Here is a 16247-nt window from a genome sequence, read left to right as displayed (position 1 = left end):
AGAGGCCCGCCTCCCCATCGGGGGCGGGCCTCTTCACCGCTACTGCTTGACCAGGCGGATCGCGTCGGCGACGATCCGGCCCTTGCCGCCGGTCCACCTGCTGACGGCGACGACGTCGTGGTCGCCGGCGGTGAGGGCGAAGACCCCGAGGGACCGCCACTCCCCGCCGCCGGATCTCTGGTCGACGTACACCGACGTGTTGCCGTCGGCGGTGTTGACGATGTAGGGCGTCTTGTCGTTGTTGCCGCTCGCGGCCGGGTAGCGCGCGTAGACGCGGTAGGAACCGGACGAGGGCACGGCCGCCTTGAACCACAGCGGGTCGCTTTTGGCGACCGGGTCGGCGACGCGGACCGACTCGCCCCACTGCCCGCTCATCGACGCCGTCGACCAGCTCGCGCCGGCCGTGACGCGTCCTTCGGTGGCGTCGTCGACGACGATGCCGGGCTCCTCGTCGTCATCGTCGTCGGCGCGCAGGAACTTCATGTACCGGTCCCAGTCCCAGTACTTGCCCGGGTCGGTGTGGTCGGCGCCGGGGACCTCGACGTGGCCGATGATGTGCTCGCGGTCCATCGGGATCTTGTAGCGCGCGCAGATGTTGCGGACCAGGGCCGCCGAGGACTTGTAGACGGTGTCGGTGAACCACTTCTTCTCGCTCACCCAGCCCTCGTGCTCGATGCCGATGGACTCGGTGTTGACGTCCCAGTTCCCGGCGTGCCAGGCGATGTTCTTCTCGCGCACCATCTGCGTGACGTGGCCGTCCTTGGCCCGCATGATGTAGTGCGTGGTGACCTCGGCCTTCGGGTTCTGGAACCACGCCTTGGTGCCCTCGTAGGTGCCCTGCATGACGTGGATGACGACGTAGCGGATCCTGTGGTCCTTCGGGCGGTCGGCGACCGTGTAGTTCTTCTTGCTGGCCGCGGTCCAGTCGGCGGCCTTGTAGTCGGTCGTCGCGGCCTCGGGGTCTTCGGGAGCGCCGGGGAGGGCCGAGGGCGGGTCGGCGAGGCCGGAGCCGCCCTTGTCACCGGGCGCGCCGGGATCGGAATCGGACGGGTCGGCGCCGGCCGGAGCGGCGCCGAGCACGGAGGCGGTCAGGATCGCGCCGGTCGCGACCGCCACGGTCAGCGTACGAACAACACGAGCAAAAGACATATCCGGCACTTTAGGTGAAACTCGGTCAATCTTCGGGGAGATCGGCCGCGCGTCACCGGAACGAGGGGGGGGGGGGGGGGAGAGGGACGCCGCCCTCCCCCGGGCCTCACGCCTCCTCGTCGAAGATCTCCTCCCGAACGGCGTCGAGGCCGACGAACATCGCGCCGCGCATCACCGGGTCCTCTGGGACCGTCCCGACCACCACACGCGGCCGGACCGGGGCGAGCTTGCCGACCTGCGCGGCGACGCGCGTGGCCAGGGCCTCGCCACCGGCGTAGCCGACGGCACCGCCGAGCACGACCAGGCCCGGGTCGAGGACGACGCTGACCGAGGCCACGCCCAGCGCCATACGCGAGGCGAGCTCGTCGAGGAAGGCCTCGCCCTCCGCGCCCGCGGCGACGGCGGCCTTGACGGCCTTGGCGCCGTTGACGCGGTCGAAGCCGTAGTCGCGGGCGAGGTTGCGGACGATGTCGGCACCGGCGAGCTGCTGGAAGGAGCCCTTGGCCCGGCGGGCGACCGAGCCGGACGGCAGTGGGCCGCCGGGCACCGGCAGGTAGCCGATCTCGCCGGCCCCGCCGGTCGCGCCGCGATGGAGGCGCCCGTTGAGGATCACGCCGACGCCGAGGCCGCGACTGAACCACACGTAGACGAAGTCGTCGACACCTCCGGCGGCTCCGTCGCGGTGCTCGGCGACGGCGGCCAGGTTCACATCGTTCTCGAAGACGACCGGCCGCTTGAGGTCCTCGGTGAGGGCCGCGCGCAGACCGTGGTGCCAGCTCGGCAGTTCCCAGGAGAAGCCGAGGTCGCCACTGTCGGGCTCGACGAGCCCGGGCGTGCCGCACACGATCCGGCGGATCCGGTCCTGGGGCACGTCGGCGGCCTCGACAACGTCGAACACCGCTCTGTGCACCACCTGCACGGGGTCGTCACCATCGCCGGTGTCGATGCGCACACGTCCGCACACCGAGCCGGTCAGGTCGGCAAGGGCCGCGGTCACCGTGCGGGGACCCACGTCGACACCGACGACATAGGCGTACCCGGGCACCACGGAGTACACCGTCGCATTCGGCCCGCGCCCTCCGGGACGGCTGCCGACGACCGTGACGAGACCGCGCGCCTCCAGCCGCTCCACCATCTGGGACGCGGTCACCTTGGACAGCGAGGTCTCTGCGGCCAGCTCGGCCCTGGTCATCGGGCCGTTGTGCAACAGCAGCTCTAGTGCCGCACGGTCGTTCAGTACGCGCAACAGGCTGGGAATACCCGGGAAACGGCGAGTCGCCATGAGTGGTCGCCCTTCGTCATGGTCGTAGGGGCTGGGTTTCTAACCAGCATCTTTGCGTACCGAGTCCACGGCGGCGCGAAGTGGCACCGACCGTCTATTCTTATTGGCAAGTTTCTAAGCAAATACCCTCCCCGAATGGTGTCCCTTATGACCGATCAGGACTTGCGAGCACTGGCACTTCGTACCCTTTTGCCGGGTTTCTCCGGTACCACCGCTCCCCGGTGGGCACTCGACCTCCTCGCGGAAGGCATCGGCGGCTACGTCCTGTTCGGTTACAACATCGCCAACCCAGGACAGGTCGCCGAGCTGACCGCCCAGTTGCGGGCCGTCCGGCCCGACGCGCTCATCGGTGCCGACGAGGAGGGCGGCGACGTCACGCGCCTCCACCACGCCGCCGGCAGCCCCTACCCGGGCAACGCCGCCCTCGGCGCCGTCGACGACGTCGAGCTCACCCGCGCGGTCCACCGCGCGATCGGCGACGAGCTGCACGCCGTCGGCGTCAACCTCAACTGCGCCCCCGCCGTCGACATCAACGTGGCCGACGACAACCCCGTCATCGGCACCCGCTCCTTCGGCCGCGACCCCCACCTCGTCGCCCGGCACGCCGCGGCCGCCATCGCGGGACTGCAGGACGCCGGTGTCGCCGCCTGCGCCAAGCACTTCCCGGGCCACGGCGCCACCGTCGACGACTCGCACCACACGCTGCCGATGGTCGACGTGTCCCTCGAAACCCTCCGTGAGCGCGAGCTCGTGCCCTTCGCCGCCGCCATCGCGGCGGGCACCCGGGTGGTCATGACCGGCCACATCCGCGTTCCCTCCCTGACCGGCGAGCTGCCCGCCACCCTCTCCCCCGCCGCGCTGACCACTCTGCTGCGCGGCGAGCTCGGCTTCGGCGGCGCGGTGATCACCGACGCCGTGGAGATGCGGGGCGTGTCCGGCACGCGCGGGATCCCGGCGGCGATCGCGCAGGCGATCGGGGCCGGGTGCGACCTCATCTGCTTCGGCGGCGAGACGCAGAAGCAGGGGCCCATGACCGATCTCGTGCACGCGACCGTGGGCGCGATCCTGACCGCGGTGAAGTCGGGCGAGCTGCCCGAGGAGCGCCTGCACGACGCGGCCCGCCGCGGCGACGAGCTGCGCTCGTGGCTCGTCGGCGCCCAGGGCAACGGCAACGGCGTCCACACCGCCGCCAGCGTCGGCCCGGACGCCGCCCGTCGCGCCGTGCACGTCGAGGGGACGGTGCCGAACCTGTCGGACGCCCTGATCGTGCACATCGACACCCCCGGCAACATCGCCGTCGGCGACGTGCCGTGGGGCGTGACGCCGCTCCTGGCCAAGCGCCTCGCCGAGAGCGAGACGCTGTACCTGGACCACGACACCGCCGACACCTCGGCGGTGACGGCCCGCGCCGACGGCCGCTCGGTCGTCGTCGTCGCCCGCGACACCCACCGCCACCACCGTTCACGCACGCTGGTGGAGGGTGTGGCCGCCTCGGGCATCCCGACCGTGCTGGTCGAGATGGGCTGGCCGGCCCGCTGGCGTCCCGCCGGTGCCGCCGCCTACGTCGCGACCTACGGCGCCGCCCCGGTCAACGCCGAGGCTGCCACGGAGGCCCTGCTCGGGAACTAGGACGGTCCGCGGTGCCGGTACGGGCGGGGTTTCCCGCTCGTACCGGCACCGCGGGTTCAGGCCGGGCGCCGGCTCCGCAGAAGTTCCAGCACCTCGAAGGCGCAGCCCCAGGAGAGGGTGACGCCCGAACCGCCGTGGCCGTAGTTGTGGAGGAGCGGGAAGTCGGTGCGTTCGTCCCACTCGACGCGCACGCTCGGCCGGTTGGGCCGCAGACCCACGCGGTGGCCGATGACGCGGGCGTCGTTCAGCCGGGGATCGACCTCCCGGCAGCGTTCGAGGATCTGTGCGGCGACCCGAGGGTCGGGTGCCGTGTCGGCGACGTCGGGGCTCGCGTTCCCGCCGAGGACCACGTAGTCCTCGTGCGGGAAGATGCAGGTCAGGTCCGAGCCGTGCGGGTTGTCCTGGAAGAACTCACCGATCCCGGGGTTGTCGACCAGCACGAGCTGCCCGCGCACGGCCGTGAGGCTGTCGTCGGGCACCAGGTACCGCGAGGCCGCTCCCGTGCAGTTGACCAGGATCGTGCCCGTCCGGCGATCGGCGGCCACGTCGGTGAACCCGGTGACGGCCCGCCCGATCTCCAGAGTCCCTCCGGCCTCGATGAAGCGCCGGCTGAGGTACTTCAGGTACACGGGCATGTCCACGATGGGGACCGTGTAGCGCCAGCCGTCCACGTAGTGGGCGGGGAGCCCCGGCGGCAGCCCGCGCACGAAGTCGGGCACTTCGAGCGCCCAGCTCGGCGGCTCGGCCACCTGCTCCTCGAAGGCCTCCACGCCGGGCACCATGCGCACACCCGTGCCCGCCCCGGCCGCGATCCCGGCCAGCACGCCGAAGGTCTCCTTGCTCCAGCGCAGGACCCGGTCGTCGGACACCATGTACGGGCCCCAGCTGGCGCCCGCCTTGGCGGAATTCGTTCGCGTGGGATCCCGCTCGGCGAGGATCCCCACCGAGAGGCCTGTCTCGGCTAATGTCACCGCGGTGGTCAGCCCGGAAATGCCCGCGCCGATCACGACAACGTCGGTCCGTCCCATGAGCACCATCTGACAACGCTAGCGGTCCGCGCGCGGATTGAGAATAAGGAATCCGACAGTCCTAGGTGGACAGTGTTGGCGGGTATGCTCAAGGATATTCACGCGACGAAGGGGAAGGCGTCGGCGAAGATGATCACGATCGGGGAGGTTCACACCGGTCTGCTGCAGCATTCATCGGCGATCTCCGGGCAATTCACGGCCGATCTGTTGACGTTGGTGCGCGGTGACCGAGTACGTCGTTCCGAACGCCCGATCGCGCACGCCGTCTCGCCCGAGCGCCTGACCGGCGTCGACTGCGGCCTGCCCACGGGTTCCGGCGGAACGGTGCGCGGAATCGGCACGGCGGTCACCCGCGCGCTGCTCACCGGCGGCCATCTCCTGCAGGGATCCAGCTTCGCCGAGGTCGTGCCGAGCGAGCACCGGCGGCGCATGCCGTGGTCCCACTACCTCGCCCGCCCGGGCGTCATCGAGTACCTCGGGCGCACCGACGACGCGCGGCTGGCCAAGGGATTCTGTGACTCGTCGCCCGGCAACGGCTCCCTCGACCTCGGCGCGATCAGCGGCCGGATCGTCGACGAGGTGCAGTTCGCCGAACACGTCGACCGCAGACCACCGTTCCGCAGCGCGCGGACCCGGCTGCGCTGGGCCGTTGAGCACGGCGGTCCACATGCGACGATGGTGCTCAGCATCGACGACAGCGTCACCCGCACGGCCCGGGTGCAGGCGGGGAACAGCGACGTTCCCGATCTCGCCGCCCTCTGCGAGGACATCGCCGTCCACGACTGGCTGCTCACCACCGTCCTCGGCTACGTCGAGCGCGCCCGCATCGGCACCGGCGAACGCGCCGGGGTCGTCCGCGCCCTGCAACCGGTGATCGACCACATGCTCCACCTGTGGATGCCCGCCGCGCGCCTGAAGCCCGAGCCGGCGGCGCTCTGGGACGAACTGGAGCGGCGGCCGGGGTTCACCCGGCAGTGGAACACCCTCATCTCCCGTATCCGCGACCAGATGATGCTCGCCACCATCGCCTCCGGTGGGGGCCACGCGGGCGAGGCCTGACCGTCGCGGCACCACCCTTTGCGAGGTACGCGTGAGCAGTCCTGATCCGCCGCGTAAATACAAGTCGACAATCCTGCGAAAGGTGCTGGTCACCGGGATCATCGGCGCCTTCGGATTCGGCTTGACGGAGCTGATCCTGCCCGACGGGGCATGGTCGTGGATGGCCTCGGTCTTTCTGGGTTCGGTGGCCTTCGTGACCCAGTTCCTGACCGACGTGGAGAGGCGCCTGGATTCGGTCGAGTACACCTATAAGACCGAGAGCACCAACGCCCAGAAGATGATCCACAAGGAATTCTCGCAGTTGAACGAGGCCTCCGGACTGTTCGAGCGAATGGAGGCCTCGGCATTGCCGAACGAGGAACAGCTGCTTCTCATACAAAGCATGACCCGGGTTTCGCGCGCCGTCGATCCGCTCGTCTACGGCTTAATCCTGGAACGGATCATGGGCCTGCGGACCTTCGTCGACGAGCTCATCCACAACCGCGAGACCACCTATGACGGCGAGGACCGCGACTGGCTGCTCATCCTCACCGAGAACTCCGTCCAGGCCGTCAACGCCATCTCGCTGCACACCGTCGACGTCGGCGGACGGCACTTCCTGCTCAGCGACCTGGGGCGACGTTACATCGCCGAGCAGGCCAAGGCCGTCAAACGGGGCGTGCACATCCGCCGGATCCACGTCCTCGACCCGCACGACCCCGACGAGGAGATCCTGCACGAGATCTGCCAGCGGCAGCTGGAGGTCGGCATCGACGTCCGGGTGCTCAACCCGGCCAAGCACGACGCGCTCATCGACTTCGTACTCTTCGACAACCAGGTCAGCTACGAGACCACGCCGGCCTCCCAGCACACCGGCGACACCGACCCGGTCATCGTCAACACACGCCTGATGAACAAGCCCGAGAGGCTCACCAAACGCGTCGAGGACTTCGAGGCGCTGTGGGACGACGCGGTGCCGTTCCGGCGCCAGATCGCCGCGGTCCGGCAGCCGGGCGAAACCGCCTAGGCCGTCCAGCGGGGGCCGGTGAAGAAGTACTCCAGCCGTTCGACGACGGTCGCGGGACAGTCCAGCCTCTCGCCCGCGGCCCGCCCGGCGACCAGCTCGGCGACCGCGCGTTCGACGGCGACCTGGCTCAGGATCGTGCGGACGGCGTGCTCGATGTGCAGGAAGCGCGAGTCGAGGATCGAGAAGGTCCGGTAGGCCGCGAAAGGCGGGGCCTTCTGGTCCATCTGCATGACCACCGGCATGTCGGACCACGCGGCGGCGGTGTCGAGCTCCGGGCAGAGCACGGGCGCGGCCACGACGGCCCCCTTGTCGCGCAGCAGGCCGAGGCGCAGCAGCTGCCACACCGCCGCCAGGAAGGGACACGACCAGGTCCGCTCGCCGCCCTTGACGTCCCACAACTCCACGTCGAGAAAGATCGAGTGCCGGTTCGCGGCGTTCTCCGAGGGCGGCCGCCACTTCGTCGGCGCCTCCATCGCCTCACTGCCCGCGGCGGGACTGCGCTGCCCGTTGGACAGCCAGCCGACCACGCCGACCGGCGGCCGGTGGCCGTTCGTGCCCGGCGGCGGGTCGGCGACCAGCCGCGCCTCGACCAGACTCGCCGGAGACACCTCCCCCGCCTGGGCGCAACCGGCCTCGCGCGCCACGTAGTCGATCCGGACCTCGTTGGCCTCCGCGGCGGTCAGCACGTCGGCGATGACCTTGCCCGGGGTGGAGAAGCGCGTGAAGTAGTCGTCGATCAGGAAGCACGTGCTGATCCGGGGCGTCTTGCCGACCCTGCGCAGTGCCTCGGCGGCGTCGGCCTCAGCCGTCGCCGCCCAGGTCTTCACCTTCGCGAAGTGCGACACCAGCCGGTCCATCCCGGCGGCGTAGTCCTCCATGTAGAGGTGGCCGAGCTCGATCGACAGGTGCGCCAGCGGGGTCGAGGCGATCTTCGGTTCGTTGGTGGACTCCGAGAAGGTCGTCGCCCCCGGGCCGCTCACAGGTCCGGCCATTCATCGGTCAGCCGTTTCGCCAGCGTCACGAAGGCGTCCACGGTGGCCGGGTTGGCGATCTGGCGGGTGATCGTGTCGGTGTCGGAGATCAGCTGCTCGCGCCACTGGAGCACCGGGTCGATCGGGACCGAGCCGAGCATCGTCGTACGCCCGATCTGCAGGCGCCCGGCGAGCTCGCGCAGGTCGTCGTTGACGTCGTTGAGCCAGGCGACCTGGGCGGCCCGCAGTCCCGACAGTTCCTGGGAGCGGGGGTCCATCACGGCCGTGCGCACGAAGCGGATGGTGTCCTTCAGCTTGTCGTGGTCGTGCCCGCGCTCCTCGCCGGACTTGATGATCCCGCGGTCGCCGTAGGCGAGGCCGGCGGCGGCGTAGACGTGCTGCCGGGTCCAGCGGTGGAAGATCAGCCAGCGCGAGATGACCTTCGACAGGGACGGGTCTGCGGTGGCGCGCAGGACGATGTCGGTGGCGTAGGAGCGGCCCGCGCTCAAGTCGACGAGCGTGAGGTCGTACTCCTCCTCCAGCCGCGAGAACAGGCTGATGCAGCGGCCGACGATCTCCGGGCTGGCGGCGAACTCGCCGCCGCCCTCGTCACCCGGGAACAGCGTCAGGCGCCCGGCGCCGTCGGGACGGCCGCGCAGGCTGGAGCGGTCCGACTCGTCCCAGATCTCCAGGCGCGTCGGCTCGGGGATCTCGCCGAGCAGGTACTTGTGCAGCCCGCCGCGGGTGGTCCCACGCGTCGCGCCGTCGATGTTGAAGATGGCACCCGAGGTCGGCGAACCGAAGTCGAAGTCCAGGTACGCGACATTGCCACCGTGCAGCGCGTGGCGGTACACGATGTTGCAGCTGGTCACCGATCGACCGGTGCCGCCCTTGTCCGAGGTGGCGAAGACCAGCACCTCTACCTCCCCTTGGCGTCCTGACGGGCCGCGGCGAGCCGGTCGAGCTCGCGAAGCACCTTCTGCACGATGGCCACCGCGCTGGCCGGGCGCTCGTACTGGATCTCCTTGGCGCGCAACAGGTTCGCGTGGACCGTCTGCAGCAGGTCGCGGATCGACTTGCCGCTCTCGGCTCCCCCGTCGAGCAGTTCCTGGTCGTAGAGGTGCTCGGCCTCGCTGATCGAGTGCTGTGCCTGGCGGATCATGAACTCGCTGCGCGGCGGGTCGCTTCGGACGAGCTCGGCGGCACCGACGAGGCTCTCGACCACACGGATCGTGTGGTGCCAGGAAGCGGTGAGCGAGTGACCCTCGCCGAGCTGCGCGTACACATTGGACGGCTCGTCCCACAGGTCCTTGAACGCGCCGGCGCTCAGCCGCCGCTGGACGAGGTGGTCCCATACCCGGTCGCCGAGGCGGAGCAGTTCGTCGCGCAGCTCCACGTCGTCGATCAGGGCGGCGATCCGCACGATGCGCTTGAGCAGAACGGCGCCGAAGTCCGAGACCTGCCAGTACAGCTGGGGCCCGCCGACCTTGTCGGCTCCGCCGAGACCCACGCGCAGACCGGGCGAGTGCAGCCGGACGGCGGGGTCGGCGCCTTCGGCGCGTTCGGTGACGCGACCGCGTTTGGCGAGTTCGGCCAGGACGCGGCCGAGGCGGCTGAGCCGCTCGTCGGAGGCGCGGCGCTCGACCATGTCACGGGTGACGATGGCCGACACCAGGAGGCTGAAGTAGTCGGAGTGCTCGGCGTCGGTGGTGTTCCACGGCATGCTCTCCAGGGGCCAGCGGTCGCCGACACCGAAGGTCGCCAGCTTCGCCCAGTAGCGCTGGGTCATCTCCCAGCGCAGCTGGAGCGAGTCGGCGAGGCGTCGCTGTTCGGCGTCGAGCAGGCCGAGGACGCGGGTACGGGTGGAGAACAGGTCGGCGATGCCGTCGAGGGCGACGGTGGTGAAGTACAGGTAGGGCGCGTCCTGCGCGACGCCGGGACGCTGGGTGCCGCCGGCGGTGGCGTCCACGATCTCGGGGGCACCGTCGATGACGCCCCAGGACCAGCCGCACTCGAAGAGCGTCGTCTGGCCTTCGAGTTCGGCCTCGCGGCCCGAACCGATGGTCAGGTCGCGCAGACCGGCGTTGACGTCACGGAGTTCGCGGCGCAGTTCCTCGACGAGCCGGCGCGTCGGCAGGTTCGTCTCGTTCATCGACGCCAGCAGGAGCCGGCCCTCAGGGGACTCGGCCTCGAAGGCGTTGACCGTGAAACTTCGCAGGAGGCCGACCATGGCGGCGGTGAGCCGCTTACTGGCCAGGGCCTCCAGCTTCTCGGCCTCGGCGATGTAGCTCTTGCTGCGCAGCCCCTCACGGAACTTGCGCGCGAAACCGAGGATCGCCAGGGTCAGCGTGATCGAGAGCGCGAAGGACTCGGTGACGTCGAGGGTGCGCTGCTCCTCGGAGGGGGACTCGCCGGTGTCGCTGACGAAGTACCCCCCTCCCGCGAAGCGCGGATTGCCATCGGTGTCGCTGTGGCGTTCGAGGTAGGAGGTGAGGATCCGCGTGAGGACACGCGGGATCTGAATGGCGGTCCCGAAGGGGGCGAGCACGCCGACGACCGCGTCGATGGTCTCGTCGGGGGTCTCCAGGGCGAACGCGGGCACCTCGGCCGCCGGGAACATCAGGCAGAGGAGTTGCTGCGTGTCATAGACCGAATCGTCGCTGTCGGCACCGCCCCACGCCCAGTGGCTCTCCTTGGAACTCTCGTCCTTGACATAGGACGAACGGATGAGCGCTTCCCAGATCTCAAGCAGGTGCTGTCTCGGTTGAATCCTCATGGGACCTCAACCATCCTCCCGTCACAGCTTCAGTTGTCGCCCGCCCTCCCGGTCGCGATGATCATCCCGCCGTAACCGTCCCGCAGGGAGGCGTCTTGCCCCAGCACCCGAACATCCACATTGGACGCGAGGCTTGTCAAGCACTCTCTCACATCGGCCTCCGTGATCGCAACGGCCGGAAAGCGCTGGTCGTCGACGAAGTAGCCGGCCGAATCCTTCATGAACGCCGCGGCGAACGGTGCACGGGGGCGCAATGAGTGCACGAACTTGCGGACGGCCTTTTCGAACTCGGCCTTCTCACCGGTGAGCGACTCGGCGACGAAGAACATCGTGCCGACGTCCCATTGCTCGGCGGGCAGATCCAGCAGACTGCCGCCCTCGACCTTGACCTCGTCCAGGCGAAAGACGCTGTCCTTGTTGACGTCGGCGATCTTCTTCAGGGCCGCGCGAGGGTCTTCGACCGAACGGTAGGCGGGATTCTCGGTGAGGATCTTCCAGAAGGCGTCCCAGGATTCTCCGTAGCCGCCCTGGATCTCCGCGCGAAGCCAGGCGACGTTGTTCTCGGAGTATTCGTGAAGGCGAATGCTCTCACAGAACGGCAGCATCGACAGCGAGGGATAGAGATTGGCTCCCGGGCCGACATCGATACCGTGCCACTTTCGCGTCGGCCGGTCCTCGGCGTAGACGGCGGCGAAGAAGTCGCGCACCGTCTGCAGGATCTCCTCGTCGTCCGGACGCAGGGTCCCGTAGTTGTGCTCCTGGTACCACGCGGCATTGAAGGTGTCCCAGACAAAGTCGTCGTTGCGACTAAGGGACAGTGCTGGCTCGGTCACGGAGGGGATATTACCCCGCTCCGTAGCAGGGTCCTCACGGAGAGGATGCATGGATGAGCTCCTACAAGATCATCGTGGGTCGCCGACCGACCGCGAAGTGCGAGCCGGCCTGATCGACCATCTATCCACATTAGCTTCGGTTCTACAAGGGACTGTCGGGGCCCGATCGGCACCGAAGCACGGATCCCTTTACACGCACCCAAACGACCTCGGGTTGCGCGACCGAAGGTCGCATCACAGTTCCATATAGGGGCCGGCGATCGAGACCGGCCGACGGTCGCCGCCCACCTCGGCGGACACCCGGGTGCGCCGTCCGCCGCCGATCACTGAACCCGGGCCGAGCGGCCGGCCGGCATCCCCCGACCGTGGGAGCCACCCCACCTGACCGGCGGACCCGTCCACCCACGACGGTGAGCGGGACGCGATCTCGTCACCGCGTCACCATGCGTCCTGATCCTCAGTCCTATGGCGACGGACAGGTGTCGATGACTACATACCCAATGATTCACGTTACTCAAACGCGCTCGGGCATGGCGTCGTGAAGCGGAGCCGACGCTGCGGAACCGGGAGTCACCCGGAGTTCGCGGGAGAAACGGGAAAAGGACCGCCGTAACGCGGTCGAACCATTGCCACCGGGACGATCTGGAGTTCGCCTGTCGGGCAATGGGAGGCAAGTCGCCGACAATGGGATTCCGCCCTTTTCGGCACGGACGGGCGTGCCGCGAAAGAGAACGCATCGTGTCCTTTGCGGACTCGCATGGGAAGGATTCCCATGCGGAATGAAGACGGGCCGCCACTTCCACGGCGGGTGTCCGGCTCAACGCCCGGACGGAGTCACGGTTCCTCATTCCGTCCGCCGCGAAGGAGGCAAAGAATCGGATCACGTGATCGGCGAGGCGATCGCGTCGCGGTCGGCGCCGAGTCGCCGGTGCCGCGTCGGCGAGGAAACCCCATGACCGGGCCGAGTGCCCCTATTCCATCCGTATGCGAGGACAGCGTCGGGCACGGGTGACGTTGGGCATCGCCGAGAACCGCACGGTTTCCGTCCGTACGAGGGCAAGCCCTCGTACGGGAGCGACGCGCGCATATCCCGCATGGACGGTGTGCCGCCGGGCCGCGCGTTTTCGCGCGGCCCGGGCCGCGGTCACCGCCAGCCGGCTCTCCCGTCGGCCGCCCGGCCGGTCGCCACGATCATGCCGCCGTACCCGGCCCGCAAGGTCGCCTCCAGTCCCGTCACCTGAACCTCCACGCGCGAGGCGAGGCCTTCGAGGCACTCCGCGACGTCCTGCTCCTTGATCGCGACGGCCGGGAAGTCGACGTCCCCGACGGTGTAGCCCTTCGAGTCGCGCATGAACGCCGCCGCGAAGGGCGCGCCCGGCCGCAGGGAGTGCATGAAGCGGCCGACGGCCAGCTTGAACTCGACGAAGTCGGTCGTCATCGACTCCGCCCCGAAGAACATCGTGCCAACGTCCCAGGTCCGCACCGCGAGGCCGTTGAAGACGTCCCGCGGACCGGTCTCCGCACCGTCGGACAGCGTGAACACGCTGTCCTGGCAGACCTCGGCGACCTCCCGCAGCCTCGCGCGGGGATCGGCGACCGCCGCGTAGGGCTCGCGTTCGCACAGCGCCGCCCAGAAAGGATCCCAGCTCGGCCGGAAGCCGCCGCCGATCTCGCGCTCCAGCCACGAGACGTTGCTCGCGGAGAACTCGTGCAGGCGGATCCGCCGGCAGAAGGGCAGCATGGACAGGGCCGGGTACAGGTTGGCGCCGGTGCCGACGTCGAGGCCGCTCCAGGCGCGCTCGGGACGGTCCTGCGCGTGGGCCTCGGTGAAGAAGTCCCGCACGATCGTCAGGATGTCGTGGTCGTCGTCGCGCAGGGTCGCGTAGTTGAGGGAGTGGTACCACTCGGAGTCGAACGCGTCCCAGGGAAAATCCTCGTTGAACACGTGCCGGTCCTCGGGCGGTGTCCAGGCTGGCACGGGCTCGGGGGATTCAGCGGCTAAATGATTCATGGGCAGGCACCGTCGGCAATCCTCAAGGCGCGCCGACCGACTCGACTGCGTGTGGCCTCGTTGGTCGGATGGGGATCCAGCGTATCCGCCCGTCCGCCGAGACGGTGTCGAAACACCGACGCACCGCGGCACCGGACCTGGTGAATCCGGTGCCGCTCAGGCTTTCGCACGACCGGGGCTAGTCCTCGCAGGCCGCGTCGCGGGCCTCGATGGCCTTGTCGGGGAAGTCGGTGAACAGGCCGTCGATGCCGGTGGCGAGGAAGGCGTCGTACTCGGCGCGGAAGTCGCCCCAGGCGGCCGGGTCGGTGCCGACGCGCAGGTTGGTGGGCAGGAAGTTGTTCTCACTGCGGAAGGTCCAGGCGTGCACCGTGAGGCCCCTCGCCTTGGCCTCGGCGACGACGGTGGTCGGCGTGGTGAGGTTGCCGGCGGCGTCGCGCGGGATGATCAGGTTCTTGGTGAAGTTGATGCCGTGCCCCAGCTCGGCGTAGGCGTCGAGGACCGCCGCCGTCGGCGTCGTCTCGGTCGCCCAGTGCAGGCGGTTGCCGACCTTCGCCTTGAGGCGCCGGAGGCTGTCCTGCTCGAAGGACTGGAGCAGCACGCCCGACTTCTTGCCGTCGAGACGGTTCCTGCGCAGCGTCCGGACCAGCGTGTCCTCCAGCGGGAGGCCGATGGAGCGGAAGTAGCTCGGGTGCTTGGTCTCGGGGTACATCCCGATGTGGCGGCCCGTGCGACGGCGCTCGGCGAGCAGCAGCGCGACGATCTCGTCGAAGGTCGGGACCTCCCACAGACCGTCGTAGGCGGTGTTGGCCGGGCGCAGCTGCGGGAGGCGTTCCTTGGCCCGCAGGGTCTTCAGCTCGGCGAGGGTGAAGTCGGTGGTGAACCAACCGGTCACGTTGAGTCCGTCGATGACCTTCGTGGTCCGGCGGTCGAGGAACTCGGGCCGCGACGAGACGTCGGTGGTGCCGCCGATCTCGGGCTCGTGACGCGCGACGAGGACACCGTCGCTGGTCGGCACGAGATCGGGTTCGATGATGTCGACGCCCTGCCGGATCGCGAGCCGGTACGACTCCAGGGTGTGCTCCGGCCGGTAGCCGCAGGAACCGCGGTGGCCGACGATCTGGACCCGGTGCTTCGGCTTGCGGCCGTTGCTCACGGATCGCTCCTCGGCCTGGGCGGGGGAACCGGCGCCGGTGACGACGAATGCCGCCGCGGCGGCGGACAGTGTCCCGGTGACGAGAGTGCGGCGTCGCATGGATACCTCCTGGAGTGAACTCGGGCCCACCCAATCGGTTCCGTACCAATCCCCGGCGAACAACCGGGGTCCGGCAGTAGAACGTCCAAAACAGACTAACCGGTCCCGCCGGTCCGTGGCGACGGCGCCCGGCGGGACCGAGTCCATCAGACGCGGGTCACCCGGACCGCGTCGGCGATGACGTAACCCGCGCCGGAGCTCCAGCGGCTAACCGCGACGATGTCGCGGGCACCGGAACCGAAGGCGTGGGTACCCAGGTCGACCCACTTGCCGCCGTTACCCTGCTGGTTCACGGTGACGGTCTTGTTGCCTCCACTGGCGAACACCACGAAGGGCGCGGTGGCGTTGTAACCGGCGTCGGCGGGGTACCAGGTCTCGACCTTGTAGTCGCCCGTGGCGGGGAGCGTCGCGCGGTAGTACGCGCCGTCGGAGACCGCCTCGGGGTTGGCGTAGTGGTAGTTCGAACCGTAGCGCTGCGCCGAGTAGGACGACACCGCCCAGTTCGCGCTCGCGGTGAAACCGGCACTTCCGTTGTCGATGACCACCTGGAAGGTCGGTGTCGTGCCGCCGTTGAGCTTGTCGGCGACGGCCGTGCGCAGCGAGGGGAGCATGCTGTACAGCTTGTCGCCGGGGCAGGAGGTGGCCACGTAGTCGCGGTGGCCGTAGATCTTGCTGGGCGCGATGCCGTACTGCTGGCAGATGTAGGCGCACACGTCGACGAGCTTGGCCCACAGCGCGTCCGGCGGGGTCGCGCTGGTGTAGGTGCCCTCGTTCTCGATGCCGATGCCCTGGCTGTTCTGGCCCGGGCAGTGCGCGCCGACGACCATCCCGTTGCCGCTGGTCAGGTGCGAGAGGCTGTAGTGGCGCCCCTCCATCGCGTACCCGCCGCGGCTGACGGTGAAGTGCTGGCCGGTGTCGGCCCAGCCGTTGCTGTCCATGTGGTAGCTCTGGATCGACCGCGCCAGCCGGTAGGCCGCGGCCTGCGACACGTCGGTCTGGTTCGCCGTCGCCGTGTGGTGGATGACGATCTTGTTGGCGTCGGTGGCGATCTGCGACAGTCCGCTCGCCGCCCGGGCACCCCAGGTCGCGCAGCTCGCGATCCCCGGGTTCGGCACGGCCGCACTCGCCGTCGAGACGGTGAAGCCGCCGACCGTGGCCGCGGTCCCGAGGACCACGGCTCCCCGGAAGATGTTCCGGCGCGACATTAATGGATCAGGGGACATCCGCAGTTACCTCCGCTTGCTGGAGCTT

13 protein-coding genes are annotated in these 16247 nt (G+C 69.3%); 3 read left to right on the top strand and 10 right to left on the bottom strand.

Translation table 11 applies throughout. The annotated features are described in order from the left end of the window. Positions 1 to 39 precede the first annotated feature (39 nt). Positions 40 to 1116, bottom strand: a complete 1077-nt coding sequence (locus HNR73_RS00770) for a golvesin C-terminal-like domain-containing protein (protein ID WP_203686592.1) — start codon at positions 1114 to 1116, stop codon at positions 40 to 42. Between the two features lie 139 nt (positions 1117 to 1255). Continuing rightward, positions 1256 to 2431, bottom strand: coding sequence for an ROK family transcriptional regulator (locus HNR73_RS00765; protein WP_184785227.1), 1176 nt, complete (start codon positions 2429 to 2431; stop codon positions 1256 to 1258). 147 nt (positions 2432 to 2578) lie between these two features. Between HNR73_RS00765 and HNR73_RS00760 the strand changes: the two genes are divergently transcribed. Next, a complete protein-coding gene (locus HNR73_RS00760) occupies positions 2579 to 4060 on the top strand; it encodes a glycoside hydrolase family 3 protein (protein ID WP_184785226.1) in 1482 nt (493 codons plus the stop codon). Between the two features lie 56 nt (positions 4061 to 4116). Here HNR73_RS00760 and HNR73_RS00755 read toward each other — a convergent pair whose 3' ends face one another. Further along, positions 4117 to 5097, bottom strand: coding sequence for an FAD-dependent oxidoreductase (locus HNR73_RS00755; protein WP_239122240.1), 981 nt, complete (start codon positions 5095 to 5097; stop codon positions 4117 to 4119). Between the two features lie 75 nt (positions 5098 to 5172). On the opposite strand from HNR73_RS00755, the gene HNR73_RS00750 reads away from it, so the two are divergent. Both HNR73_RS00750 and HNR73_RS00745 read left to right on the top strand, forming a co-directional pair. Next, on the top strand, positions 5173 to 6147 hold the full coding sequence (locus HNR73_RS00750; protein WP_184785225.1) for an SCO2521 family protein: 975 nt from the start codon (positions 5173 to 5175) through the stop codon (positions 6145 to 6147). Between the two features lie 31 nt (positions 6148 to 6178). Next, the gene (locus tag HNR73_RS00745) at positions 6179 to 7153 is read left to right on the top strand and encodes a DUF6879 family protein (RefSeq protein WP_184785224.1); all 975 of its coding nucleotides are present in this window, start codon (positions 6179 to 6181) and stop codon (positions 7151 to 7153) included. Here HNR73_RS00745 and HNR73_RS00740 read toward each other — a convergent pair. From HNR73_RS00740 to HNR73_RS00710, 7 genes are all read right to left on the bottom strand, one after another. Then, positions 7150 to 8145, bottom strand: coding sequence for an SCO2522 family protein (locus HNR73_RS00740; protein WP_184785223.1), 996 nt, complete (start codon positions 8143 to 8145; stop codon positions 7150 to 7152). The two genes, HNR73_RS00745 and HNR73_RS00740, sit on opposite strands and share 4 nt — an antisense overlap. Then, entirely contained in the window at positions 8130 to 9041 is a 912-nt protein-coding gene (locus tag HNR73_RS00735) for an SCO2523 family variant P-loop protein (RefSeq protein WP_184785222.1), read from the bottom strand. Before HNR73_RS00735 ends, HNR73_RS00740 begins: the two co-directional genes overlap by 16 nt. Before the next feature lie 2 nt (positions 9042 to 9043). Further along, positions 9044 to 10900, bottom strand: a complete 1857-nt coding sequence (locus HNR73_RS00730; protein WP_184785221.1) for an SCO2524 family protein — start codon at positions 10898 to 10900, stop codon at positions 9044 to 9046. A 29-nt stretch (positions 10901 to 10929) separates the two neighbouring features. After that, complete coding sequence (locus tag HNR73_RS00725; RefSeq protein WP_203686589.1) at positions 10930 to 11733, bottom strand: hypothetical protein; 804 nt, start codon at positions 11731 to 11733, stop codon at positions 10930 to 10932. Positions 11734 to 12877: 1144 nt separating this feature from the next. After that, a complete protein-coding gene (locus HNR73_RS00720; protein WP_203686587.1) occupies positions 12878 to 13678 on the bottom strand; it encodes an SCO2525 family SAM-dependent methyltransferase in 801 nt (266 codons plus the stop codon). A 244-nt stretch (positions 13679 to 13922) separates the two neighbouring features. Further along, positions 13923 to 14996, bottom strand: coding sequence for a glycerophosphodiester phosphodiesterase family protein (locus HNR73_RS00715; RefSeq protein ID WP_184785218.1), 1074 nt, complete (start codon positions 14994 to 14996; stop codon positions 13923 to 13925). A gap of 146 nt (positions 14997 to 15142) precedes the next feature. Then, positions 15143 to 16201 (bottom strand): golvesin C-terminal-like domain-containing protein, encoded by a 1059-nt coding sequence (locus tag HNR73_RS00710; RefSeq protein ID WP_260336850.1) that lies wholly within the window; start codon positions 16199 to 16201, stop codon positions 15143 to 15145. Between the last annotated feature and the right edge of the window lie 46 nt (positions 16202 to 16247).

It is taken from the genome of Phytomonospora endophytica, assembly GCF_014202425.1.
Lineage (GTDB): Bacteria > Actinomycetota > Actinomycetes > Mycobacteriales > Micromonosporaceae > Phytomonospora > Phytomonospora endophytica.
The sequence above is the reverse complement of the archived record's forward strand: the minus strand, read 5'-3'. Positions and strand labels throughout refer to the sequence as shown.